Consider the following 22,760-nt stretch of genomic DNA (forward strand, 5'->3'; position numbering starts at 1 on the left):
CGAAAAGCAAGCTCGGCCGCAAAATTAAATTTTGCCGGCCGAGGTTTTGTTGTGACTTTATTCGTGCTGCGGCATTTTCTTAATACAGTGTCTGCGCCGATTCGTGCAGCAGCTGGCCATACAGGGTATGGCGCATCTTGGCGATCTTGCCTTCCGACAAGGCTTGCAGGATGGCGCATTGCGGCTCGATCAGGTGGCGGCAGTTATAGAACTTGCAGCCGCCCAGGTAGGGCTGGAACTCGCGGAAAGCCCGCTCGAGCATGCCTTCGGACAGGTGATACAGACCGAATTCCTGGAAGCCGGGCGAGTCGATGATGGAACTGTTGGCGCCCAGTTCATCGAGCTTGTACAGCCGCGTAAAGGTCGTCGTGTGTTTGCCCGTGTCGAGCGCGGCCGAGATTTCGCGCACGGCGATGTCCGCGTCCGGCACCAGCAGGTTGATCAAGGATGACTTGCCCATGCCCGACTGGCCGATCAGGATCGACGACTGGCCCGCCAGCAGCGGCGCCAGGGTGGCCACGGCGTGCTCGGGCTCGGCGCGCGCCGACACTTCATCGACGGGATAGCCCATCGAGGAATACGGCAGCAGGCGCTCGCGGGCCCGTTCCAGCGAAGCGGTCACGTCCGTTTTGTTCAGGATGATGCGCGCCTCAATGCCGGCCGCGTCGGCCGCCACCAGCGAGCGCGAGATCAGGTCGTCGGCAAAACCCGGCTCCGTCGCCACGACGATGAACAGCTGCGTCAGGTTGGCCGCCAGCAGCTTGGATTTGTACTGGTCCGAGCGGTACAGCAGGGTCTTGCGTTCCTCGATGCGGTCGATGACGGCCTGGTCGTTCGAGGTGCGCGTCAGGTGCACGATGTCGCCCACGGCCACATTGGTTTTCTTGCCGCGCGTCACGCATTGCAGCTTGGCGCCGTCCACGTCGGCCAGGTAGTGGCGGCCGTGGGCGGCGATGATGACGCCGGTCAACTTGCCTTCGCTCATGGGGTCACCTGGCTGCTCTGGAAGATGAGGTCGGCCTTGGCGGCGCAGATGAAGTCGTTTTCGGACAGGCCGCCGGCGCCCTGGTTGACCGAGTGCGTGTCGTAGCGCACGGCGCAGGTTTTGTAAGTAATGATGAGCTCCGGATGGTGGTCTTGCGTATGGGTCATATAGGCCAGGGCGTTCACGAACGCCAGGGTCTGGTAGTAATTCTTGAAGCCGAAGTCGCGGCACAGCTTGCCATTTTGTACTGTCCATTGCGGCAGCAGCGCGTGCAGGGTGGCGACGCCGGTGTCGCCCAGCGCGTGCTGGCGCGGCGCGCAGGACAGTTGGGCCAGCTCTTGCAGTGTGGATGGCGTATTCATGTCGTAGCCCCTTTCAGGTGGCGGATGCGCACGCTGGCCGGCGGGTGGCTATCGTAAAAGGCCGAGTGCAGCGGGTCGGGCGTCAGGGTCGACGCATTGTCTTCATACATTTTCACGAGGGCCGAGACCAGGTCGTCCGCCTGCGTGTGCGTGGCGGCAAAGGCGTCGGCTTCGAATTCGTGCTTGCGCGAGCTGAGCGAGGTCAACGGTCCCAGCAGGAAAGTGAATACCGGCAACACCAGCAGGAACAGCAGCAAGGTCAGCGCATCCGTCGGCTGGCCGGTGAGCGCCAGCGCCACGGGATCGACGCCCAGGCCCGCATAGAACCACGGCTGCGTCTTCAAATAGCCCAGCAGCGCCAGAAAGCCCAGCGAGATGACGAACATCATGGCGATGCGCTTGACGATGTGCTTGAGCTTGAAGTGGCCCAGTTCATGCGCCAGCACGGCTTCGATCTCCTGCGGCGCCAGGCGCGACAGCAGTGTGTCGAAGAAGACGATGCGCTTGTTGGCGCCAAAGCCCGAGAAATACGCATTGCCGTGGGCGCTGCGCTTCGAGCCGTCCATGACGAACAAGCCTTTCGAAGCGAAACCCACGCGCTGCATCAAGCCTTCGATGCGGTTTTTCAGCGCTTCGTCGGCCAGCGGCGTGAATTTGTTGAACAGGGGCGCGATGACGGTGGGAAACAGCACCATCATCAGCAGCTGGAAGCCGCTCCAGACGAACCACGCGTACAGCCACCACAGGCCGCCCGACTTGGCCATCAGGGTCAGCACGACCCAGATCAGCGGCAGGCCGATGGCAGCGCCCAGGCCCACGCCCTTGAGCATGTCCGTGAAGAACAGCTTGCGCGCCATGGTATTGAAGCCAAAACGTTGTTCCAGCACAAACTGGCGGTAGTAATCGAAGGGCAGGTCGATCAGGCCCGAAATGACGGCAAAGGCGGCGATCAGGCCGATCTGGTACAGCATGGGCGAACCCGCACCCATCCATTCATTCAGGTGCAGCGCCAGCCATTGCAGGCCGCCCAGCAGGGTAAAACCGATCAGCACGGCATAGTTGACCAGCAGGGTCAGCAGGCCGAACTTGGTCTTCGCCACAGTATAGTCGGCCGCTTTCTGGTGCGCGGCCAAGGGGATTTTTTCCGCGAATTCGGGCGGGACTGCCGCGCGGTGCGCCAGCACGTGGCGGATCTGCCGCGAAGCGAGCCAGAAGCGCACGGCCAGGGTCAAAACGAGGACGGATACAAACAAAATCGAAAACGCGAGTGAATACATTCTGTGCCTGTGAGAAAATGGCTGATTATTTAGTTTGATTAGGCCAAGAGAGAATTATGTCACAAGCGACCGACTTAACCGCATCCACCCCCGCACCCGCCGTGCCAGCACGTCCCAACGAGATGAACCTGGTCTGGGTCGACATGGAAATGACGGGCCTGGAGCCTGATACCGACCGCATCATCGAGGTGGCGGTGGTGGTGACGGACATGCACTTGAACCTGCTGGCCGAAGGCCCCGTGTTCGTGATTCACCAGTCGGATGAAACCCTGAACAAGATGGACGCCTGGAACAAGGGCACGCACGGCCGTTCGGGCCTGATCGACAAGGTCAAGGCGTCGACCGTGACGGAAGCGCAGGCGGAAGCGGAACTGATCGCGTTCCTGAAGAAATACGTGCCTGCTGGCAAGTCGCCCATGTGCGGCAACACCATCGGCCAGGACCGCCGCTTCATGGTGCGCGGCATGCCGAAGCTGGAAGCATTCTTCCACTATCGCAATGTTGACGTATCGACATTGAAAGAGCTGTGCAAGCGCTGGAAGCCGGAAATCGCCACCGGTTTCAAGAAACACCAGAAGCACACGGCGCTGGCCGATATCCTCGAGTCGATCGAAGAATTGAAGTACTACCGCGAGCATTTCATTAAATTGTAATGGTGTTGTCGGCTTACGCGCTGCGCGCTAAGCCGACCTACCTGCTCTGATCGGTTTCTCCGGTTGCTTTCCGGGTGTTGTCGGCTTACGCGCTGTGCGCTAAGCCGACCTACGGGGCATTGCAACCTCTGGCGTAGGTCGGGTTAGCGCCTTGGCGCGTAAGCCGACACAGCCGCCTCAAAGGCAAGGCTGTGCCAAACCCCATCCTCACCCCGCCACTCCAGCGCAAACGCTCCCGTTTGCCGCAAGTCCGTAATCCAGCGCACTTCGCCAGGCTGGCGGTAGTATTCCGCGCACTGGCCGAACCCCTGTTCCAGCCGGCAAATCACCAATCCTTCGCCCGCCACGGCGCACCATTGCTCATGGTCATCGATCAAGGCCACGGCCGGGTCGCCATAGAATTCGCCCAGGCTGGCGTGACGCCCATCGGCGGCCGTTACCCTGGCCTGTTCGTATTCGTGCTGGACAATATAGTCGGCGCTGCGCGCCAGTTCGTGTGTCGTCATGCTGTCTCCACGGTAGGCCAGACGGTTTCCTGGTCGGCGCGCGCTTCGGCGATCAGCCATTCGCAAAACGCGTGCACGAGGGGCCGCGTTTCCGCCTGGGGCGAACGCAGCAGATAATAGCAGTGGGGGCCGCGCACCGCGTGTTCGAACACGCGCACCAGGCGGCCCGAGCGCAGGTCGTCGCCGATCAAAGGACTGGCGGCAATGGCCACGCCCTGGCCGCTGGCGGCTGCGTCCAGGCATAAATACGTGTGTGAAAAGCGCGCGCCGCTGTTGCCGCTATTGCCGCTGTAATGCACGCCGCAGCTGTGCAGCCAGCGCGTCCAGTCGATTTCGCCGGGCAGGTGCACTTCCGGCTCGTCGTGCAGCAGCGGATAGCGCAGCAGGTCGGCCGGCTGGCGCAGGCTGGCCGCGTTGGCGCGGAAACCGGGGCTGCAGACGGCGGAAAACCATTCTTCCATCAATAAATCCACTTTGAGGCCCGGATAGCGGCCTGGTCCCAGACGGATGGCCACGTCCACGCCATCGCGCGCCAGGTCGACCGGGTGCATTGACGCCAGCACGCGCAGTTCGATCTGCGGGTAGCGGTCGCGCAGCCGGCCCAGGCGCGGCATCAGCCAGCGCGAGACGAGCGAGCTGGTGGCCGTCACCGTCACCACCTTGTCGTCGCCCTGGCGCCGCGCCTGTTCGGAGACGTCGGCCAGCTGGTTGAGTATCGGCCCCAGCGAAGCCGCATAGCGCTGGCCGGCGCTGGTGAGCACCACGCCGCGCGGCAGACGCTGGAACAGCACGATGCCGAGCCACGCTTCCAGCTGTTTGACGTGGTGGCCGATGGCGCCGGCCGAGACGTGCAATTCTTCGCCCGCGCGCTGGAAACCTTCATGGCGGGCGGCCGCCTCGAAGGCGTGCAGGGCGGCGAGCGGTGGCAAGGGACGTGACATGGCGTTCTTAATAGAATTGAGCCTCAGTAATATTCGGCCTATCCGTGAAGAATATTGGTTTGTTTCATTTTGCGCAAGCGAATATGATGCCGCTCATGCGTGAAACGACCCGCAACAGGATTCACGCATGCATCATCTTTCAGCCTTGCTTGGCATTAATATTTACAACACCTGGGAAAACCGTCGCGAGCGGCAGTGATTTGTGGCTGAGAAGCGCAACCGTACTTCAGTACGGTGAGCATCGCCGGCCGTAAAGCGCGACGCGCAGCAGGTTTACCCTGGCGTACTCAAAGAGGTTTAGTCATGTCTGATCGCCGCGCCGTTGCGCTGGTGTTGCTTTCGGCCGCCGGTTTCGGCAGTTCCGCAGTGTTTGCCAAGGCGGCCTATGCGTCCGGGGTCAACCCGTCGACCATGCTGGCCTTGCGTTTCGTCATCGCCGCCATGCTGTTGCTGCCGCTCGTGTGGCTGGGCGGCTGGCGCTTGCCGCGCGGCCGCCTGCTGGCCGGCTACATGCTGATGGGCCTGATGTACACGGCCCAGTCGCAAGGCTATTTCAATGCCCTCATGTATGCCAGCAGCGGCCTGTGCGGCATGCTGCTGTACGTGTATCCCGTTCTGGTCACCATCCTCGCGCTGGCCCTGGGCTGGGAAAAGCTGGACCGGCGCATGCTGGTGCTGATGGCGCTGGCCATTGCCGGCATGGCCATCACCCTGGGCGGCAAGCTGCAGGGCCAGCCCATCGGCATCGCCCTGGCCTTGATGGCGGCCGGCGTGTATGCCGTGTACATCCTGTTTGGCAACAGCCTGTCGAAAAGCCGCGAGAATATTCACCCATTGGCCGCTTGCGTCGTGATTCTGGGCACGGCGGGCCTGTCGAACAGTGCGATTGCCTTGTGGCAAGGCGTGTCCTTGCCGGGCACGGCGACGGGCTGGCTGGCCGTCAGCGCCATCGCCCTGTTCTCGACGGCCATCGCGATCGCCGCCTTCTTTGCCGGCGTGGCGCAGATCGGCGCGGCCAAGGCGTCGATCATTTCCACCTTTGAACCCGTCATCACGATGGCGTTCGGCGTGACCTTGCTGAAGGAATCCGTCAGCGGCACGCAGTTGCTGGGCGGCGCCATGGTGCTGGCCGCCGTGGTCTTGCTGGCGCAGCGGCCCGCGCCCAAGGCGGCGGCCATGCCGGGCGTGCAGGCCAGCGCCTGATCCTGTTTTTCCCGAACTGATCGGTTGTCTCGATCGGTCTCCTTTGGCGCCGCGACGGGTTTCCTGTCGCGGCGCTTTTTTTATGCGCGCACAAATAAGACTTGATTGCGAATGATTCTCATTTATAATTAACGTCAATTTCCCCACCACCAGCCAGCCCATGCCAGCCAGTGTTCGCCTTGAAAGGAGACACCGTGTCGAGCACGTTCCCCATTTGCAATATCGAGCTGGTCACCAGTGAATTTGCCCGCCTGCGCCGCGAAAAGAAGGCCCGCCACCGCGACATCGCCGAGGAACTGGGCATAGCCGAAGGCGAGCTGATCGCCGCGCATGCGGGCCTGTCGCTGGCCGATGGCGCCTTGCTGGGCGCCGAGCGCCTGCAGGCCGACTGGCCCGCCATCGTCGCCGCGCTGGAGCCGCTGGGCGAAGTCATGGCGCTGACGCGCAACGCCTCGTGCGTGCATGAAAAGACGGGCGTCTACCGAAAAGCCAGCCACAACAACCATGTGGGCCTGGTGCTCGGTGGCGACATCGACCTGCGCGTGTTTTACCGCCAGTGGGCGCATGGCTTTGCCGTACGCGAGATGGGCGAGCACGAGGTGCAGCGCAGCCTGCAATTTTTCGATGCGGCCGGCCACGCCGTGCACAAGATTTTCCTCAAGCCGCAAAGCGACCTGGCCGCCTACGACGCGCTGGTGACGCGCTTTGCCGACGCGGACCAGACGGCCGGCATCGCCGTGACGGCGCCGCCGCCGGCGCCGGCCGAACTGCCCGATGCGCAGATCGACGTGGCCGGCTTTCGCGCCGCCTGGGCCGACTTGCGCGACACGCATGAATTTTTCACTTTGCTGAAAAAATATGCGGTCTCGCGCCTGCAGGGCCTGCGCCTGGCCGAAGCGCGCTTCGTGCAGCAGATCGACAAATCCTGCGTGCTCGACCTGCTCAACGATGCCGCGCTGGAAAAAGTGTCCATCATGGCCTTCGTCGGCAATGCGGGCATGATCCAGATCCACTCGGGTCCCGTGCACAAGATCGCCGTAATGGGGCCGTGGATCAATGTCCTCGACCAGCGCTTCAACCTGCATTTGCGCGAAGACCATATCGCCAGCGCCTGGGTGGTGAAAAAGCCGACCGTCGACGGCCTGGTGACGTCCGTGGAACTGTTCGATGCGAAGGGCGACACCATCGTCATGTTCTTCGGCGAACGCAAGCCGGGCGTGCATGAATTGTGCGAATGGCGCCATATCGTCGACAGGGTGGCGCGGGAGGGCGAACTATGCGCCGCATGATCGCCGCCAGCGTGGCGCGCCGCATCGCGCTGAAAAAAATGGGGGCGGGAGCGCTGGCCCTGGCCGCGCCGATGCAGGTGCTGGCGGCAGTGACCGACGCGGCCAAGCCGCTGGCCAAGGCGCGGCGCATCGTCAGCGTGGGCGGCGCGCTGACGGAAATCGTCTACGCGCTCGAGGCGCAGGGCGAACTGGTGGGCGTCGATACGACCTCGCTGTATCCGGCCGTGGCGCAGCAGCTGCCGCAGGTGGGCTATGCGCGCACCCTGTCGGCCGAAGGCGTGCTGTCGCTGGCGCCCACGCAGCTGATCGCCACCGAGGAAGCGGGGCCGCAAGCGGTGCTGCGCCAGGTGCGCGAGGCGGGCGTGCCGGTGGCGGTGCTCAGCGCGAACAACCAATTCGAAGGCTTGCTCGAACGCGTAAAGCAGGTGGGCAGGATCACGGGACGTGCCGACCCCGCCGCGCGCCTGGCGCAAAGCCTGCAGCAGCAGTGGAGCGGCGCCCTGGCCAAGGTGCAGCAGCGCCAGCATGCGCCCGTACGCGTGCTGTTCATCCTCGCCCATGCGCCGAACCAGGTGATGGTGGGCGGGCGTGAGACGGGCGCCGACGCCATGCTCGCGTATGCGGGCACCGTCAACGTGATGGGCGGGCAGGGCGGATTCGCCGGCTACAAGCCGCTGACGCCTGAAGCCGTGATCGCCGCGCGGCCCGACATCGTGCTCGTCACGGACCAGGGCTTGAAAGCTTCGGGCGGCGTGGACGGCATCTTGAAACTGCCAGGCCTGGCGCAGACGCCGGCCGGGCGCAAGCACCGCATCGTCTCGCAGGAAGCCATGCTGCTGCTGGGCTTTGGCCCGCGCATGCCGCAGGCGCTGGCGGAACTCGACGCCGCTTTCGCCAAAGCCATGGCCGCATGAACGTGGCCTCCCTGGTCTCCGCCGCGCCCTGGCGCTGGCCACGCTGGGGCGCCGGCGGGCTGCTGGCCGCCGCACTGGCTGGCGGCCTGCTCGTCGCCGTGCAGGCGGGCGCCGTGCCCGTGACCCTGGCCGACTGGCTGGCGCCGTTTCAAGCGGGCGACGAGGCGCTGTCCGGCGGCGCGTACGTGCTGTGGCATATCCGTTTGCCGCGCGCCCTGTTCGCCATCCTGATCGGCGCCGCGCTGGCGCTGGCCGGCGGCTTGACGCAAGGGCTGTTCCGCAATCCGCTGGCCGACCCGGGGCTGCTGGGCGTGAGCAGCGGCGCCGCCTGCGCGGGCGCGGCCACCATCGTCTTCGCCGCCAGCCTGCACGTGGCGCCCGAGCTGCGCGTGTGGCTGCTGCCGGCCGCCGCGTTTGCTGGCGCCATGCTCATTTGCGTGCTGCTCGACCGGGTCGCCCGCTGGGCCACTCCCGGCTCCATCGTCGGCCTGCTGCTGACGGGCGTGGCGCTGAACGCCATCACGGTGGCCGTCATGGGACTGTGCATCTACCTGGCCAGCGACGATCAATTGCGCACCCTGACTTTCTGGACGTTAGGCTCGCTGTCGGCCGGCAGCTGGCGCCAGGTGGCTGCCCTGCTGCTGGTGCTGGCGGGCGCGCTGTGGGCCACGCGCATCCTGATGCGGTCACTCAATGCGCTGGCGCTGGGCGAGGCGCAGGCGCTGCACGTGGGTGTCGACGTGGGCCGCCTGCGCACGCAGGTGATCGTGCTGGTGGCCGTGCTGACGGGGTTTGCCGTCGCCTGGTGCGGCGGCATCGGCTTCATTGGCCTGATCGCGCCGCACCTGGTGCGCACCTGGCTGGGGGCCGACCAGCGCAAGGTGCTGCCGCTGGCGATGTTGATGGGCGGCTTGCTGCTGCTGTTGGCCGACACCCTGGCGCGCACGGTCGCCATTCCCGCGGAAGTCCCCGTCGGCATTTTCACGGCCTTGCTGGGCGGGCCATTTTTCCTGATGCTGTTGCGGCGCTTCCGCCACGGCACCGCCTAGAGGTGAACATGACGCCGATACTGGAATTGACGTTCGCCACCACGCAACTGGGCCAGCAGTATTTCGGCCCGTTCAATCTGCGGGTGGCGCCCGGCGAGCGCATCGCCATCCTCGGCCCCAGCGGCGCGGGCAAGTCGACCCTGTTGAAACTGATGGCGCGTGAACTGCATCCGCAGTCGGGCCAGGTGGTCTTCGCCGGCCGGCCGCTGGCGCAGTGGCCGCTGGCGGAACTGGCGCTGCGCCGCGCCGTCCTGCCGCAAGGTTCGACCGTGGCTTTCGGCTTGCCGTGCGAACTGGTGATCGGCCTGGGGCGGGTGGCGCGCCTGGCCGACCCGCAGCTGGGACGGATCGTGCAGGACGCGGCCGCCCTGGCGCATGCCGCGCATCTGCTGGGGCGGCGCCTGGACACCCTGTCCGGCGGCGAGCAGGCCAGGGTGCAGCTGGCGCGCATCTTCGCGCAGATGTGGGATGTGCAGAATGGCTTGATACTCGTCGACGAACCGCTGGCGGCGCTCGATCCCGGCCTGCAATTCGATTTGCTCGACAGCCTGCGGCAGTTTTGCGCCGCGCGCGGCCACTCCGTCGTCGCCATCCTGCACGACATCAACCACGCCTTGCTGGGCTTCGAGCGCTTGCTGCTGGTGCGTTCGGGCCAGCTGGTGGGCGATATCGCCAGCGATGCCGGCGCCGTGCCCGCCCTGGCCGCGCTGTACGATATCGCCCTGACGACGGCGACCAGCAGCGACGGCGACGTGTGCGTCATCCCCGCCAGAAGCGCGGTACGCAGGGCAGCCTGACTCACTCATTCAATCAATCACTTACCACACGTCCGCCGCGCGCGGCCGCGCCATCTGGCCGCTGCCCAGCAGCCAGACCATCAGGGCATCGGCCTGTTCGCGCGTGGCCGTCACCTCCTGCACGATGCCGAAGGCTTTCATGGCGCCGGCCGCCAGCGCCTGCAGACGCGCGCGCTGCTCCGCGTCCGCCTCGACCGACACGAGGCCGCGGCAAAGGGCGGCCAGCGCCACCTTGTTATGCTTGAGCCACAGGCCGCGCCGCTTGCGGTCGATGTGCGCTTCATCGCTGCGTTCCGCTTCAAACAGCAGGACGAACGGCTCGCCATGGCGCAGCAGGGCGTCCATGTCGTTTTCCCACAGCGGGGCATAGCCGTCGACGGCCGTTTCAGGGCGAAAGCGCACGATGGGAAAGTCGCTGACGTCGTGGATGGAGAAATGGGCGGGATTCGGTTTCATGGCGTGCTTCCTTGCGAGGTAGTTGAAAATGCTTGCCAGCCGCCGCCCAGCGCCTTGTAGACCTGGACCAGCGACAGCGAGGCGGTGGCGCGGCTGTCGACCAGCGCCGCTTCGTTGTTCAATAAGGTGTTTTGCACGTGCAGCACGTTGATCAAGTCCGTGCCGCCCTGGCGGTACCGCAGTTCCGCGCTGCCCAGCGCCCGCCGTCCCTGCCTGACGGCTTCATCGAGGCTGGCCTGGCGGCGGGCGTTGGCCTGGTAGCCAGAGAGCGCGTCTTCCACTTCGTGCCAGGCGGCCAGCACCGTCTGGCGGTAGGCGATGGCCGCTTCCTGCTGCTGCGCCTCGCGCAATTGCAGTTTGCCGCGCAGGCGGCCGCCATCGAACAGGGGCACGCTGAAACCGGGGCCGAAGGCAAAGCGTTTGGCGTCCCAGCCGATGTCGGACAGCTGCATCGTTTGCAGGCCGATGCTGCCCGACAGCGTGATGCGCGGATAAAAATCGCCTTGCGCCACGCCGATGGCGGCCGTGGCCGCGTGCAGCTGTGCTTCGGCACGGCGGATGTCGGGACGGCGCTCGGCCAGGCCGCTCGGCACGCCCAGTTGCACCTGCATGGCCACGGCCGGAATGTCCTTGCCCTCAGCCAGTTCCGCCTGCAAGGCTTGCGGCGGCAGCGCCAGCAAGAGGGCGAGGGCGTTGCCCAGGCGCGCTTCGCGCTGCTGCAGCGGCGGCAGGCGTGCTTCGATGGTGGCCACGTGGGCCGCCGCCTCGGCTTCGTCGAGTTGCGTCGCCACGCCTTCGCGCATGCGGATGCGGGTCAGGTACAGGGTATGGCGGGCGATATCGAGCAGCTGCTGCGTGATGGCCAGCGTCTGCTGCGCGCCGCGCAGCTCGATGTAGTCGCGCGCCGTCTCGGCCAGTACGGCCAGCAGCACGCCGCGCTGCGTTTCCAGCGCCACGTCGACGTGCGCGTCAGCCGCTTCCACTTCACGGCGCACGCGGCCCCACAGGTCCAGCTCCCAGGCGGCGTCGAGGTTGCCTTGCCACAGGTTGTAGGCTGACTGGCCGTTGTTGCGCGACGGGTCGCTCAAGCCTTGCTCGCTGTTGCGCGCGCGGCCGTAGCTGCCATTTGCGCCCAGGGACGGGCCTTGCGCGGCGCCCGCCACGCCGCGCGCGGCGCGGCTTTGTTCCAGCCGGCTGCCAGCCGCCAGCACGTCGAGGTTGGCGCCGGCGGCGCGCCGCAGCAGGGAAGATAAGGTAGCGTCGCCGAAGCCGTCCCACCAGCGTTGCTCGATGGCGGCGTCTTGCTGGGCGGCGAAACGGGCATCCTGCGCCTGGCGCCATTGCTGCCCCAGCTCGTGGTGCGGAGGCTGGAAGTCGCTGCCCACGCTGGCGCAGCCGGCCAGGCCCAGGGCCGTGAAAATGATCAGTGCTTTCATCGCGCGCTCACCTGTTGCGGCAGTTGACGGCGGGGGGCCATATCGATGCGCACTTCGGCCGACATGCCCACGCGCAGGCGGCTGCCGTCATCCTGGCCGGGATCGAGCGCGATCCTGACGGGAATGCGCTGCACCACCTTGGTGAAGTTGCCGGTGGCGTTTTCCGGCGCGATGGCGGCAAACGTCACGCCCGTGGCCGGCGCGATGCTGTGCACCGTGCCGCGCAGGAGCATGCCCGGATAGGCGTCGACGGCGATGCTGGCGCGCTGCCCCTGGCGCACGTGCGTGAGCTGGGTTTCCTGCAGGTTGGCGACGACGAAGCTGCGGTTCAGGGGCACTACGGCCATCAGGCTGGCGCCGGGCGCCACCAGGGCGCCGACGCGCACGGCGCGGCGTCCCACGATGCCGTCGATGGGGGCGCGCAGCTGCGTATGCGACAAATCAAGTTCGGCCCGCTGCAGGCTGGCGCGGGCGCGCAGCAGGGCCGCTTCCGCCGCGCCTTGCTGCGCCTGTAAAATGTCCGTCTGCTTGCGGGTGGCGACGAGGGCGGCGCGGTTTTGCGCCAGGCGCGCCCGGCTCACGTCGAAGCGCGATTGCGCCTGCTGCGCGTTCTGCACGCTGCCCGCGCCCTGGCCTGCCAGGTGCGTTGAGCGGGCCAGTTCCTGCTGCGCCAGCTTGTCTTCCGCCTGGTTGGCGTCGACCAGGGTCGTGGCTTGCTCGATCACCGATTGCTGGCGCTGCAAGGTGGCGCGGGCATTGGCCAGCTGCGCCTCGGCGCCGGCTACCTCGGCGCGGGCCGAGGCGGCGGCGGCCTGATAGTCGCGGTCGTCGATGCGCGCCAGCAGCTGACCCGCCTTGACAGTCTGGTTGTCTTCCACCAGCACTTCCCGCACGATGCCGCCCACCTTGGGGGAGAGCACGGTGTAGTCGGCGCTGACGAAGGCGTCGTCGGTGCCTTGTTCGTCGCCGCGGGCGAACAGCAGTTGCCAGGCGCAAAAGGCCAGGGCGCAGGCCAGCAGGACCAGGCCGAGAAGAAATGCGCGTGAGCGCAGTATGGTTGTTTGCATGGGGATGCTCTTTCTTGAAATAAAAGTCAGGCTGCGCGCGGCGGATAGACGCGCGTCGGCAGGATGGGAATGATCACAATCATGGCCAGCGCGATGGCCGCCACGCACAGGTACAGATCGGACGAGGTCAGGGTGACGACTTGCGCATGCATGCGCGCACTCAGGCCCGGCACGTCCACGACGCCAGGCAGGTTGCCCAGGCGCTCGCTGAGCACCGTCGAATGAAAATGGTTGCGGCGCGTGATCAGCGCGTCGAGCACGCCGGTGGCGACGACGGCCGACATGCCCTTGATGGTGTTGAACCAGGCCGAGGCGAAGGGGCCATCCTGCGGCGCCAGGCCCGTGGTGGCCAGCAGCAGCAAGGGAATCACGGCCATCGGTTGCGCGAAGATCTGCACCGCCTGCAGCAGGTAGAAGTGCGTGCGTATCCAGTCCGGCGACATGCGCGCGCCCAGCACGCAGGACAGGGCCAGCAGGGCCAGGCCGATGGCCAGCACCCAGCGGCAGTCGACGGCGCGGATATTGCACAGGGCGGCCACCAGCGGCAGGGCGACCAGCTGCGGCAGCGCCACCATCAGCATCACGGGCGCCGTTTGCAGCGGGCGGTAGGCGTGCACCTGCGCCAGGTAGGACGAAGGGATCAGGATCACGGCCAGCAGCACGAACAGCACGCCGCCCAGGGTCAGCAGGGCGTGGCTGAGGTTACGCCGCGACAGCAGCTGCAGCTTGAAGAACGGCAGCGGATGCGACCATTCATTGACAAAGAACAGCACCAGCAGCAATAGACCGCCACCCAGCAGCACGCAGATCAGCGGCGAGGCGAACCACGCCAGGCGTTCGCCCTGCAGCAAGCCCACCACCAGCATGCTGATCGCGGGCAGACCCAGCAGCAGGCCGCGCCAGTCGAATTGACGGAAACGCTCGAGGCGCAGCGGGTCTTGCGGCAAGCCCCACGACACCATCAGCAGCGCGACGATGCTGCCCGGGACGACTTGCCAGAACGCCCATTGCCAGCCCAGGTACTCGGTCCAGAAGGCGGCCAGCGGCGTGCCCAGGCTGGGGCCGAAGGTGGCGCTCAGCGCGTAGCCGCCCAGGCCATACAGCTTGATGTTCGGCGGCAGGAAGCGCAGCGCCACCGTCATCAGCATGGGCGGCAAGGCGCCGCCGGCCGCGCCCTGCACCACGCGCAGGAACATCAGCACGGACAGGTTCGGCGCGAACGGGCAAAGCACGCCGGCCGCCATGCAGACGACGATGGCGGCGGCCGTCAGGCGGCGCAGCGAGAAGGTGACGGAGCACCACGGCGCGAACGCCATGGCCGACACCGAGGCGGCCGCATACAGGGCCACGAGCCAGCTGGCGTCGTCGCGCGCGATGCCCATGGCGCCGCGGATGTCGGCCAGCGCGACCTTGGTGATGTTTTCATTCAGGCCCGATACCAGCACGGCCAGCAGCACGCCGGCCAGGCCGGTGGCCAGGCGCGGACCAAAGACGGGTGGCGCCGGCGGTGAAGGGGGAGGCGGCGCCATCGTCGGGATGGCGCCAGGAAGCAATACAGCGGACACAGGGAACTCCGTGGATGAGAATCAGTCCACGCAGTATAGGTAGCCGTTAATCTTGTGAAAATTGATAATTGATGAAGTCTCGATTGCGTCTGGCGCAATGATATTGGGTTCAGCGCCTACGCGCCCGGCGCGCTGCCGCACAGCGACTTGATCGTCGCGCGCAGCCAGCGGTGTGCGTGGTCGTGGTCGAGGCGCGGATGCCAGGCCTGGAATACGTCGACGTTGTCGACGGGAATGGGCAGCGCGAAGGTGCGCAGCTTCAATCCCAGCCGCTCGACGATGGGCAGCAGGGGCGTGGGCATCAGCGGCAGCAGCAGGCGCGAATCGGCCACGGCGAAGATGGCGGACTGAAAATTGGGCGTGATCAGCGAAACGCGGCGCATGTAGCCCCGCTCGGCCAGGGCCGTGTCGAACGGGCCGCGCGCCAGGCCGCGGCGCGACACGCTGATATGTTCGTACTCGGTGAAGCTGTCCAGGTTCATGGGGCCGTCGAAGATCGGATGGTCGCCGCGGGCGATGCCGACAAAGCCGCTGCTAAACAGCTGCTGCAGCTTGATGTCGGGCGCAAAGGCGCGCCGCGCGCTGATGTACAGGTCGATGCGGCCCGCGTGCAGGGCGTCGTTTTCCGTGGCGCCATCGCCTTCGGGCACGAAGCGCAGCACCGTGTTCGGCGCATGGCTGGCCAGCAGGTCGCGCAGCTTGCCGCCGTAGGCGCCGACAAACACGTCGTTGGCGCACAGGCTGAAGGTGCGTTCCAGGGTGCGCAGGTCGATTTCACGGCCGGACGTGAAGACGGCGTGCGCCTGCTCCACCACGCCGCGCACCTGCTCGCGCAATTCCAGCGCGCGCGGGGTGGGCGCCAGGCCGCGCCCGGAGCGCACGAAGACGGGGTCGCCGATGGCGTCGCGGATGCGCGCCAGGGTGCGGCTCATGGCCGGCGCGCTCAGATTCATGCGCCGCGCGGCGGCCACGGCGCTGCCTTCCTCGAGCAGGATGTCGAGGGCGACGAGCAGATTCAGGTCTGGGAGTTTCATGCGGCGATTATAGCGTCAAGCAAGGAGCTTTCTGCGGTGGCAACGCCGATCTTAAGGGCGGACAGACGCCAGGAAAATTACTCTTTTGCCTGCCTATTCATGCATGCCGGTGTCGGTGCCAGCTCTGCCTTGGCGCATTGCAGGGCGATACAATGGCTTTTGCTGTCATCATCGATACTGTCGTCACAAGCCTGCAATGCCAGCAAACTTTCGGCTAATACTCTTTTGTTTAGCTTTAGCTCATCCTCTGTTACAACGCGTTCATTTTCTGCCATGGGAAGTGGTTGAGCCGAGATTGCCTGTGGTGGCGCTATTTCCTCGTTCGTCTCGATGAAATTCTTTGAACGGGGAGCGGCGGACGGCGGGGATGTCTCGGTGAAGCTTGCGGCAGGCTCTGTTTCTGTAGTCAGGCTCTTTGCCGAAGGGGCTTCCTTTTCCGTTCGTGGACCGAACGCTACAAAGCCGATGATAACGAGGCCGAGAATCATCAGGCTCTTGTAGAGGAGCCTGCGTATGGAGTCGCCCATGCCGGAGCGACCTATACTTGAGAAGCCAATATTGCGGTTCCCGCAGTTGGGACACTTTATTGATAGGTCTTTCCCTCTGGGGAACCACGTATATTCGCAATCCATGCACTTGTTTTCTATCCGTTTTGTAGTACTCATTTTCTACTGAGTCCCCCGTAGTAATAGCAAAACAGGCTGGAATTTACATGATGTGAAGAGGGCGGGCCAAGACATGGAGCGGTCTGGCATGCGCTGTCCTGCAGCACAAATGAATGCCGAATGATTCTTGATTATAGACAAGTGAAAAGGCCGGTGCAATCGCGTGCCAGTAACAACAGCGGCGGCGAGCGAATGGAGAGGGCTGCGAGGAAGAGAACTACGCCGGGATAGTGCCCGGCGCAGGGTAAAGCGAAGGTATTACTCGGCTGCCGGCTCGGCGCCGCAGCATTTCTTGAACTTCTTGCCGCTGCCGCAAGGGCAGTCGTCGTTGCGGCCCACTTTCGGCTCTTCGCGCTTCAGGGTTTGCACCGGAGCCTTGCGGCGCGGCACCCAGAAACGGTGGATGGCCGGCAGGTTCGCTTCCAGTTCCTGCGCCAGCTTGTGCGCCTTGACCGGGTCTTCCACCAGTTTCAGCTCTTCTTCCTTGATTTCGTCGGCGCCCAGCAGGTAGATCGGCTGCATCAGCTCGGCCACTTCGGAATCCCAGATTTCGTTCCACGAGCCGGGACGCAGTTCCATGCCGTCCCAGAAGCCCCAGCACCAGGCTTCGGCGTCGATCAGGGTCTGGCCTTCGTAGTCGTGCTCGACGAACAGGGCTTCGAATTCCTTCGGCGCCACTTCAAACGTCACCAGCACTTCATTCATGAAGCGCATGATCAGGTTGACGATGCGCTCTTCTTCCTTGCTGTTCTTGAATTTCGGCGCATCTTCGGCATCTTCGCCCCACACGCGCGGCAACCACTCGGCCGGCATGATCGGTTCCGGACCGATGGCGACGGCCGTCAGATAGCCGTGCAGCATATCCATGGTCATGGCGTCTTCGGAGCACCGGTCCGACAACAGGAATTGGTCTAATTCGTCAAATTCTTTTTCTGATAATGGCTGTTCGAGTGACATGGCTTGCTCTTTGATGAAATGTAAGGCGCCAGTATACGCCTTGCGGCGCTTCATCACCGAAGTGTTTGCACCGGCGGCCCGCGCGCGCCTTACAATGTCGCTTATGCACAATGAAAACCAGCCGCACGAGGACGACCGGCCCGTCCATCCCTTTTCCGCACTGAGCCCCGATTGCGTGCTCGACGCCCTCGACAGCGTGGGCTTGCGCGGCGACGGCCGCCTGCTGGCGCTGAACAGCTATGAAAACCGCGTCTACCAGGTGGGCATCGAGGACAGCGCGCCGCTGGTGGCCAAGTTTTACCGTCCCGCGCGCTGGAGCGATGCGGCCATCCTGGAAGAACACGCGTTCGTGTCCGAGCTGGTCGAGCGCGAAATCCAGGTGGTGCCGGCGCTGGCGATCAATGGCAGCACCCTGCACCAGTACCAGGGCTTCCGCTTTGCCGTCTTCCCCCGCCACGGCGGCCGCGCGCCCGAGCTGGACGACCCGGCGACGCTGGAATGGATAGGGCGCTTCATCGGCCGCATCCACGCCGTCGGCGCGCTGTCCGCCTACAAGGAACGCCCGGTGCTCGATCACCAGACGTTTGGCGTCGAACCGCGCGAATTCTTGCTGGAAGGTAATTTTTTGCCGCCCGAACTGCTGGCCGCCTATTCCAGCGTGGCGCAGCAGGCGCTCGATGGCGTCAAGCGCTGCTATGACCGCGCGGGCGACGTGGCCGTGCTGCGCACGCATGGCGACTGCCATGGCGGCAACGTGCTGTGGACGGACGCCGGCCCCCATTTCGTCGATTTCGACGACAGCCGCATGGGTCCGGCCATCCAGGACCTGTGGATGATGCTGTCGGGCGAGCGCGGCGACCAGGTGCGCCAGATGAGCGACATCCTGGCCGGCTACGAAGATTTCTGCGATTTCGACCCGCGCCAGCTGTACCTGGTCGAAGCGCTGCGCACCCTGCGCCTGATCCATTATTCGGCCTGGCTGGCGCGCCGCTGGGACGATCCTGCCTTCCCCGTTGCCTTCCCTTGGTTCAACACGCAGCGCTATTGGCAGGACCGTATCCTGGAACTCAGGGAGCAGGTGGCCTTGATGGATGAGGCGCCCCTCTGGCCCATCTGAATGCATATTTTGCCAATAAAACCGTAGCGAGCGGCAGTGATTTGCGTCCGAGAAGCGCAACTGGGCTGACGCCCAGTGAGTATCGCCGGACGCAAAGCGCGACGCGCAGTAGGTTTGATTGGTGAAATGATGAAAAGGGCGGTAAAACAGGCTCTTCTTGTCGCGCTGATTTGTGCATGCCTGTTCGATAATGGTGGTAATAAATTCCCATAAGCAACGGAATTCACCCGAATAAGCGAGAAATCATGCAAGCACAGCAAAATCAGCGCCAGGCCGCCTCCCTCACCGTCGCGTATTCCGCCGACGACGAGTTCGACCAGGACAGCATCGTTTCGCTGCATGATTTCAAGGACCTGGAGCGCAAGGCGGAAGCGCCAGCGCCGGTTCCAGCCGCTCCTGCCACTCCTATGCCCGAGCCGCAAGCCGAGCCGGCAGCGGAAACCGACAGCAAGGCGCCTGCCGCCGAACGCCAGAAAATGGAACTGAAGGCCATCCACGAGGCGATCGCCCGCGTGGAAGCGGAAGCGAAGGCCACCTGCGCCGCCGAAAGCCGGGCCCTGGCCGAGGCGCGCGTGCGCTCACTGGCCGAGGACCGCGCCGCCATCGACGCGGCCGCCGCCGCCGCCGCGCAGCAAAATGCGCAGGCAGCCGAGGAAGCGATCGCCGCCAACCGCGAACGTCTCGACACCATGCGCGCCGCCGCGCAGGCCAGCGTGGCCCGCCTGGAAGCCGTCAAGCAAGAGACGGCCGAACTGCGCGCCCGCGTGGAATCGGATAATGCCATCCGTCTGGCCGCCGAACAGCGCGCCCGCGCCGAGCAGGAAAGCCGCTTGCGCGCCAGCGAGCAGGTGGCCGTGCAGTCGGAACTGGCCGAGCAGGCAGCCCGCGCCGCCGAGGAATTGCAGGTGCAGACGGAGCAGGCGCGCCTGCAGGCCGTCGAGCGCGTCGCCGCCGTGCAGGCGGCCAAGGAAGAAATGGTGGGCATCGCTTCGGCGGACGCCCGTGTCGCCGTGCTGGCCCGTGAACGCGAGCGCCATGCGCACGGTGCGCGCCAGACGGCGCAGATGCTGGCCGAAGCGGAAAGCGAAGCGCTCGACTTGACGGTGCAGCGCGAGCGCGCCGACCAGATCGCGCTGGAATCGGCCTTCAACCGGGCCGCCGCCGAAGTGCGCGCCCTGGAAGAAGCGCGCGCGCTGGCGCACCTGGAGCAGGAACGCGAAGCCATCGCGCTGGCGCAGGCGGAATCGGAACGCCATGCGGCGCAGTCGCTGCGTTTGCGCCTGCAGACGGAAAAGGAATTGCGCGACGCGGCCATCCACCGCGAGCGCCTGGAAATGGTCGCCGTGGCCAGCGCGCAGGCGCGCCGCGATGCCGACGTGCGCATCCTGGCCGCCACCGAGGCGCGCATCGAGGTGGACCGCCAGCTGCGCGCCGTGGCCCTGGCCCGCGTGACCGCCGAACAGGATGCGGAAATCGCCGGCCACGCCAAGCTGGAAGCGGAAACGGCGGCCCTCGAAGAAACAAAGGCCCGCGAAGCGGCCGAGCAGGCGGCCGCCGTGGCAGCGGCCCGCGAACTGGAAGAGCAGCAGCGCGCCGCCAGTCTGGCGCAGGAACGCGCCGAACTGGCGCGCCAGGCGGCGGAACTGGCCGCCAGCCAGAACGACGCCGAGCAGGCCGAAGTTGATGCCGGCAAGGCGACACTGGTTGCGCAGGAGCAGGCAGCGCAACTGGCGCAGGAAAAAGCCCGCCAGGCAGAGCAGCTGCTGCAGGCCGAGCAGGAACGCCTGGCCGCCGAACAGGCCGCCCTCGCCGCCTTGAAAGAAAAACTGGAAGCGGAAGCGCTGGCGTGCCAAGCGGCGCAGGAACGCACGGCCGTCGAAGCGGCGCAAGCGGAACTGCTGCGCGGCCAGCAGGTGGCCGAACAGGTCTTGCGGGATGCGGCGCAAAAGGAAGCGGACGCCATCCGTATCCTGATGGACCAGGCGCTGGTCGAGGGCGAACAGAAAGCGGCGGCAGCGCAGGCCGTGCAGGCGCAGGCGCGCCTGGCCGTGGAACTGGGGCAAGTGCATAGCGAGCGCGCCCGCGTGGAAGAAGACAAGGCGCAAGCTGCCGAAGCGCTGCTGGCATCCGAGCGCGATTTCGTCGCGGCCGAACGCGAGTCGCTGGCCCTGATCGCGCAAAAACTGGTGCAGCAGCGCCAGACCAGCAGCGCCGAAGAGCGCGCCTCGCAAGCGATCGCCGGCCGCCTGGAAGCGGAAAAGCAGGCGACGGCGGTAGCCGAAGCGCGCGCCGCCATGGAACAGCAGGCGCTGGAAGCCGTGCGCCAGCGCGAGCAGCTGGAACTGGCGGCGCAGCAGGCCGCCAGCGAGAAACTCGACGCGCAGCAAGCCTTGCTGGCCAGCGCGCAAGCCCATGCCGCCCTGCAGCGCAAGGCGGCCGAGACGACGCGCGCGATGGCGGCTGCCAAACAGCAGTTGCTGGAACGCGATACGGCCCGCGCGCAGCAGCAGGAGCGCGAACTGGCCGCCCTGCGCGCCAGCCTGGAGCAGCCGCAAAGCGCGTTTTCCAGTTCATTGACCGCCGCCCGCGCGAAAGCCGAACAGGTGAGCTCGGCCAGTCTGACGCGCGAAGTGATCGAGCGGCTGACGCAGCCTAATGAGTCGGCCGGTGCAGTCTGGCGCTCGCGCTAGGCAGGATACCGAACCAAACCTACTGCGCGGCGCGCTTTGCGGCTGGCGATGCTCACCGGCTCGGCGCCCCCGTACTAAAGTACGGTTGCGCTTCTCAGCCACAAATCACTGCCGCTCGCTACGGTTTTGTTCGGTATCGTTACTTTAGCGGAAGAGCAGGATTTTTTACGTTTTTCCATCAGAACTTGCGTCCTACCCCCACCAAAATGACATCCGCATCGCGGTGATAATCGGTGATGACCCGGTTCCACGCCACGTGCGTCACCCAGCGGCGGTCGACGTGGTAGCGGGCCACGGCCGACAGCAAGCCCGTCAGGCGCGTGCTGTGGCCCTGGGTGTCGCGGTCGTCCCACGCCACGTAGGGCCCGCCGCCCATGCCGAATTCCACCTTTTCATTCAGTGAGCGGATCAGCCACAGCTGGGCGGCGATGCCGCGGCGGTGCGCCAGGTCGGTGTTGCCTTCGTCGAGGGCGGTGACCGTCCAGTCCACGTATTTTCCTGCCGCGCGCCGGTATTCCAAGGTGAACGGGCGCGAGGACTCCGAGCGCAAGCTGTTGACGATGGTGTGGCCGGTCGATAAGGTCAAGGTGTCGTCGTGCGCCCAGTTCTGCAAGTGCAGCTTGGCACCCGGCACGCCGTCATAGCGGTAGCCGGCGCCGATCAGCAGGTGCGTGGTGTTGTCCTTGCCGCTGGGCCGGATGCGGTTGAGCTGCGCTTGCGCATACCAGCGGTTGTCGAACTGCCAGCGCGCCTGCAGGCTGACGATGGAGCCCCAGCCGTGGTCATTGTCGAAGTTGTGCAGGCCGTCGTCGGTCTTGGCCGTGTCGAAGAAAAAGTAGCGGCCCGCGCCGGCGCCCAGCATCAGGCCCTGCTCCACTTTTTTCGTGCGCAGCCAGACCTGGCCCGCCATGCCGTCGCGGTGATGGTCTTGCGGGTGGCCTTCATTGATGTACGACAGGCTGACGGCATTGTAGTCGCCCACCGGCTGGGTGTAGCTGATGGCCGCGACAAAGGTACGCTCGTTGGTCGTGTTGACTTTCAGGGCGCCGGCCATGCCGGAGATATCCTGTGCCTGGGCGGACAGGGCGAGCGAGGCGGCCAGCAAGGCCAGGGCGGCGGGGCATATGCGCATGGTATTTCCGATAGTGGTGATACACGCTAATGGTGGGCTGGCTGAACGTGTTGCGCTAGCGCAAGCATTGTGTGTTTTTACTACAGCAATGAACAGTTCCAGTCAGAACTAATTGCGAGTGTATAAGAAAGTGAGAATGTGTGAGGCGCGCCATGCATTGCTTGCTGGAGCGGGCCGGCGGCGGGAGCGGAGGAAGGGGGCGCCGGCGCGAGTATGGCTGGCCGGCGCGATGCTGCTGAAGTTGCTGGACTTGCGGTGGTATTGCTGTCTGTATTACTGACTCAGGACGACTTTATCGGCAAAATATTCCGTCTCGCCGAAGCATTGCGTGGGCACGCCCTTGTGCTGGCTGTAGGTGACGAGGATGCGCTTGCCGGCGGCGGCCGACAGTTGCTTCGCCACTTCCTCGTCGCGCACGCTGAACTGGAATTTTTCCGGGATGGTGCCCGGCAGCGCCGTCAGCAGCAATTCACCCTCCCAGGTCTTGCAAATCCAGCCCCGCTTGGAAAACTTTTGCAGGTAACCCGCCCGTTCGCCTTCCGAGTACGAGAAGCTGAGGGCCATCCACGTGTAGGCGGCCAGCAGCAGGAAGCCGGCTACGAGGAAGATGACGAAGGCGAAGGTGACTTTTTTGGTCGTAGGGGTCATGGTAGGGTTATCTAGGT

The 22,760-nt window shown here is 65.3% G+C and carries 22 protein-coding genes; 8 read left to right on the forward strand and 14 right to left on the reverse strand.

All coding sequences use genetic code 11. From position 1 onward, the window contains the following. Window positions 1-79: 79 nt before the first annotated feature. The 3 genes from rsgA to AC1Q6X_RS25540 are packed head-to-tail and all read right to left on the reverse strand — an operon-like array spanning window position 80 to window position 2,624. Window positions 80-985, reverse strand: a complete 906-nt coding sequence (gene rsgA / locus AC1Q6X_RS25530) for a ribosome small subunit-dependent GTPase A (RefSeq protein ID WP_034785059.1) — start codon at window positions 983-985, stop codon at window positions 80-82. Continuing rightward, on the reverse strand, window positions 982-1,347 hold the full coding sequence (locus AC1Q6X_RS25535) for a 4a-hydroxytetrahydrobiopterin dehydratase (RefSeq protein WP_230505819.1): 366 nt from the start codon (window positions 1,345-1,347) through the stop codon (window positions 982-984). The genes rsgA and AC1Q6X_RS25535 overlap by 4 nt, the downstream gene beginning before the upstream one ends. Beyond that, the gene (locus AC1Q6X_RS25540; RefSeq protein WP_492498786.1) at window positions 1,344-2,624 is read right to left on the reverse strand and encodes a M48 family metallopeptidase; all 1,281 of its coding nucleotides are present in this window, start codon (window positions 2,622-2,624) and stop codon (window positions 1,344-1,346) included. Before AC1Q6X_RS25540 ends, AC1Q6X_RS25535 begins: the two co-directional genes overlap by 4 nt. 56 nt (window positions 2,625-2,680) lie before the next feature. Here AC1Q6X_RS25540 and orn point away from each other — a divergent pair, with 56 nt between their 5' ends. Beyond that, window positions 2,681-3,277 carry an oligoribonuclease gene (gene orn / locus AC1Q6X_RS25545; protein WP_170846480.1) on the forward strand — a complete coding sequence of 199 codons (597 nt, stop codon included), beginning with the start codon at window positions 2,681-2,683 and terminating at the stop codon, window positions 3,275-3,277. A 143-nt stretch (window positions 3,278-3,420) separates the two neighbouring features. Here the strand turns inward: orn and AC1Q6X_RS25550 are convergent, their stop codons facing one another. Both AC1Q6X_RS25550 and gcvA read right to left on the reverse strand, forming a co-directional pair. Continuing rightward, window positions 3,421-3,783 carry a hypothetical protein gene (locus tag AC1Q6X_RS25550; RefSeq protein WP_492498787.1) on the reverse strand — a complete coding sequence of 121 codons (363 nt, stop codon included), beginning with the start codon at window positions 3,781-3,783 and terminating at the stop codon, window positions 3,421-3,423. Continuing rightward, complete coding sequence (gene gcvA, locus AC1Q6X_RS25555) at window positions 3,780-4,724, reverse strand: transcriptional regulator GcvA (RefSeq protein ID WP_070220093.1); 945 nt, start codon at window positions 4,722-4,724, stop codon at window positions 3,780-3,782. Before gcvA ends, AC1Q6X_RS25550 begins: the two co-directional genes overlap by 4 nt. A 303-nt stretch (window positions 4,725-5,027) precedes the next feature. Here gcvA and AC1Q6X_RS25560 point away from each other — a divergent pair, with 303 nt between their 5' ends. The 5 genes from AC1Q6X_RS25560 (at window position 5,028) to AC1Q6X_RS25580 (ending at window position 9,976) form a co-directional block, all read left to right on the forward strand. Further along, a complete protein-coding gene (locus AC1Q6X_RS25560) occupies window positions 5,028-5,927 on the forward strand; it encodes a DMT family transporter (RefSeq protein ID WP_070290640.1) in 900 nt (299 codons plus the stop codon). A 194-nt stretch (window positions 5,928-6,121) separates the two neighbouring features. Continuing rightward, complete coding sequence (locus AC1Q6X_RS25565; RefSeq protein ID WP_492498788.1) at window positions 6,122-7,216, forward strand: hemin-degrading factor; 1,095 nt, start codon at window positions 6,122-6,124, stop codon at window positions 7,214-7,216. Continuing rightward, on the forward strand, window positions 7,204-8,130 hold the full coding sequence (locus AC1Q6X_RS25570) for a heme/hemin ABC transporter substrate-binding protein (protein WP_492498789.1): 927 nt from the start codon (window positions 7,204-7,206) through the stop codon (window positions 8,128-8,130). The genes AC1Q6X_RS25565 and AC1Q6X_RS25570 overlap by 13 nt, the downstream gene beginning before the upstream one ends. Beyond that, window positions 8,127-9,179 (forward strand): FecCD family ABC transporter permease, encoded by a 1,053-nt coding sequence (locus AC1Q6X_RS25575; RefSeq protein ID WP_492498790.1) that lies wholly within the window; start codon window positions 8,127-8,129, stop codon window positions 9,177-9,179. Before AC1Q6X_RS25570 ends, AC1Q6X_RS25575 begins: the two co-directional genes overlap by 4 nt. A gap of 8 nt (window positions 9,180-9,187) precedes the next feature. Then, window positions 9,188-9,976, forward strand: coding sequence for an ATP-binding cassette domain-containing protein (locus tag AC1Q6X_RS25580; protein WP_492498791.1), 789 nt, complete (start codon window positions 9,188-9,190; stop codon window positions 9,974-9,976). Between the two features lie 21 nt (window positions 9,977-9,997). Here AC1Q6X_RS25580 and AC1Q6X_RS25585 read toward each other — a convergent pair whose 3' ends face one another. The 7 genes from AC1Q6X_RS25585 to AC1Q6X_RS25615 all read right to left on the reverse strand — a co-directional run bounded on the left by AC1Q6X_RS25585 (window position 9,998) and on the right by AC1Q6X_RS25615 (window position 17,156). Next, window positions 9,998-10,432, reverse strand: coding sequence for a hypothetical protein (locus tag AC1Q6X_RS25585; protein ID WP_070310859.1), 435 nt, complete (start codon window positions 10,430-10,432; stop codon window positions 9,998-10,000). Beyond that, on the reverse strand, window positions 10,429-11,868 hold the full coding sequence (locus tag AC1Q6X_RS25590) for an efflux transporter outer membrane subunit (protein ID WP_492498792.1): 1,440 nt from the start codon (window positions 11,866-11,868) through the stop codon (window positions 10,429-10,431). The genes AC1Q6X_RS25585 and AC1Q6X_RS25590 overlap by 4 nt, the downstream gene beginning before the upstream one ends. Continuing rightward, on the reverse strand, window positions 11,865-12,935 hold the full coding sequence (locus tag AC1Q6X_RS25595) for an HlyD family secretion protein (RefSeq protein WP_492498793.1): 1,071 nt from the start codon (window positions 12,933-12,935) through the stop codon (window positions 11,865-11,867). Before AC1Q6X_RS25595 ends, AC1Q6X_RS25590 begins: the two co-directional genes overlap by 4 nt. Window positions 12,936-12,961: 26 nt before the next feature. After that, the gene (locus AC1Q6X_RS25600; protein WP_492405349.1) at window positions 12,962-14,500 is read right to left on the reverse strand and encodes an MFS transporter; all 1,539 of its coding nucleotides are present in this window, start codon (window positions 14,498-14,500) and stop codon (window positions 12,962-12,964) included. A 116-nt stretch (window positions 14,501-14,616) separates the two neighbouring features. Then, the gene (locus AC1Q6X_RS25605) at window positions 14,617-15,534 is read right to left on the reverse strand and encodes a LysR family transcriptional regulator (RefSeq protein WP_492498794.1); all 918 of its coding nucleotides are present in this window, start codon (window positions 15,532-15,534) and stop codon (window positions 14,617-14,619) included. 77 nt (window positions 15,535-15,611) lie between these two features. Next, the gene (locus tag AC1Q6X_RS25610; RefSeq protein ID WP_492498795.1) at window positions 15,612-16,022 is read right to left on the reverse strand and encodes a hypothetical protein; all 411 of its coding nucleotides are present in this window, start codon (window positions 16,020-16,022) and stop codon (window positions 15,612-15,614) included. Between the two features lie 435 nt (window positions 16,023-16,457). Next, window positions 16,458-17,156, reverse strand: coding sequence for a UPF0149 family protein (locus tag AC1Q6X_RS25615; protein WP_492498796.1), 699 nt, complete (start codon window positions 17,154-17,156; stop codon window positions 16,458-16,460). Window positions 17,157-17,259: 103 nt separating this feature from the next. Here AC1Q6X_RS25615 and AC1Q6X_RS25620 point away from each other — a divergent pair, with 103 nt between their 5' ends. Further along, window positions 17,260-18,273 (forward strand): serine/threonine protein kinase, encoded by a 1,014-nt coding sequence (locus AC1Q6X_RS25620; protein ID WP_492498797.1) that lies wholly within the window; start codon window positions 17,260-17,262, stop codon window positions 18,271-18,273. Window positions 18,274-18,518: 245 nt separating this feature from the next. After that, window positions 18,519-20,963, forward strand: coding sequence for a coiled-coil domain-containing protein (locus AC1Q6X_RS25625; RefSeq protein WP_492498798.1), 2,445 nt, complete (start codon window positions 18,519-18,521; stop codon window positions 20,961-20,963). Window positions 20,964-21,141: 178 nt separating this feature from the next. Here AC1Q6X_RS25625 and AC1Q6X_RS25630 read toward each other — a convergent pair whose 3' ends face one another. After that, window positions 21,142-22,095 (reverse strand): hypothetical protein, encoded by a 954-nt coding sequence (locus AC1Q6X_RS25630; RefSeq protein WP_492498799.1) that lies wholly within the window; start codon window positions 22,093-22,095, stop codon window positions 21,142-21,144. Window positions 22,096-22,368: 273 nt separating this feature from the next. After that, window positions 22,369-22,743, reverse strand: a complete 375-nt coding sequence (locus AC1Q6X_RS25635) for a DUF8785 domain-containing protein (RefSeq protein ID WP_096234439.1) — start codon at window positions 22,741-22,743, stop codon at window positions 22,369-22,371. Between the last annotated feature and the right edge of the window lie 17 nt (window positions 22,744-22,760).

The organism is Janthinobacterium sp. GW823-FHT06H09, assembly GCF_058794735.1.

What these genes read in the sequence shown, in the direction of transcription:
- AC1Q6X_RS25615 (WP_492498796.1), bottom strand. Translation starts at nt 17,156, where the DNA reads ATGTCACTCGAACAGCCATTATCAGAAAAAGAATTTGACGAATTAGAC.
- AC1Q6X_RS25540 (WP_492498786.1), bottom strand. Translation starts at nt 2,624, where the DNA reads ATGTATTCACTCGCGTTTTCGATTTTGTTTGTATCCGTCCTCGTTTTG.
- rsgA (WP_034785059.1), bottom strand. Translation starts at nt 985, where the DNA reads ATGAGCGAAGGCAAGTTGACCGGCGTCATCATCGCCGCCCACGGCCGC.
- AC1Q6X_RS25595 (WP_492498793.1), bottom strand. Translation starts at nt 12,935, where the DNA reads ATGCAAACAACCATACTGCGCTCACGCGCATTTCTTCTCGGCCTGGTC.
- AC1Q6X_RS25605 (WP_492498794.1), bottom strand. Translation starts at nt 15,534, where the DNA reads ATGAAACTCCCAGACCTGAATCTGCTCGTCGCCCTCGACATCCTGCTC.
- AC1Q6X_RS25635 (WP_096234439.1), bottom strand. Translation starts at nt 22,743, where the DNA reads ATGACCCCTACGACCAAAAAAGTCACCTTCGCCTTCGTCATCTTCCTC.
- gcvA (WP_070220093.1), bottom strand. Translation starts at nt 4,724, where the DNA reads ATGTCACGTCCCTTGCCACCGCTCGCCGCCCTGCACGCCTTCGAGGCG.
- AC1Q6X_RS25560 (WP_070290640.1), top strand. Translation starts at nt 5,028, where the DNA reads ATGTCTGATCGCCGCGCCGTTGCGCTGGTGTTGCTTTCGGCCGCCGGT.
- AC1Q6X_RS25630 (WP_492498799.1), bottom strand. Translation starts at nt 22,095, where the DNA reads ATGCGCATATGCCCCGCCGCCCTGGCCTTGCTGGCCGCCTCGCTCGCC.
- AC1Q6X_RS25625 (WP_492498798.1), top strand. Translation starts at nt 18,519, where the DNA reads ATGCAAGCACAGCAAAATCAGCGCCAGGCCGCCTCCCTCACCGTCGCG.
- AC1Q6X_RS25570 (WP_492498789.1), top strand. Translation starts at nt 7,204, where the DNA reads ATGCGCCGCATGATCGCCGCCAGCGTGGCGCGCCGCATCGCGCTGAAA.
- AC1Q6X_RS25610 (WP_492498795.1), bottom strand. Translation starts at nt 16,022, where the DNA reads ATGATTCTCGGCCTCGTTATCATCGGCTTTGTAGCGTTCGGTCCACGA.
- AC1Q6X_RS25535 (WP_230505819.1), bottom strand. Translation starts at nt 1,347, where the DNA reads ATGAATACGCCATCCACACTGCAAGAGCTGGCCCAACTGTCCTGCGCG.
- AC1Q6X_RS25620 (WP_492498797.1), top strand. Translation starts at nt 17,260, where the DNA reads ATGCACAATGAAAACCAGCCGCACGAGGACGACCGGCCCGTCCATCCC.
- AC1Q6X_RS25575 (WP_492498790.1), top strand. Translation starts at nt 8,127, where the DNA reads ATGAACGTGGCCTCCCTGGTCTCCGCCGCGCCCTGGCGCTGGCCACGC.
- AC1Q6X_RS25580 (WP_492498791.1), top strand. Translation starts at nt 9,188, where the DNA reads ATGACGCCGATACTGGAATTGACGTTCGCCACCACGCAACTGGGCCAG.
- AC1Q6X_RS25585 (WP_070310859.1), bottom strand. Translation starts at nt 10,432, where the DNA reads ATGAAACCGAATCCCGCCCATTTCTCCATCCACGACGTCAGCGACTTT.
- AC1Q6X_RS25550 (WP_492498787.1), bottom strand. Translation starts at nt 3,783, where the DNA reads ATGACGACACACGAACTGGCGCGCAGCGCCGACTATATTGTCCAGCAC.
- orn (WP_170846480.1), top strand. Translation starts at nt 2,681, where the DNA reads ATGTCACAAGCGACCGACTTAACCGCATCCACCCCCGCACCCGCCGTG.
- AC1Q6X_RS25590 (WP_492498792.1), bottom strand. Translation starts at nt 11,868, where the DNA reads ATGAAAGCACTGATCATTTTCACGGCCCTGGGCCTGGCCGGCTGCGCC.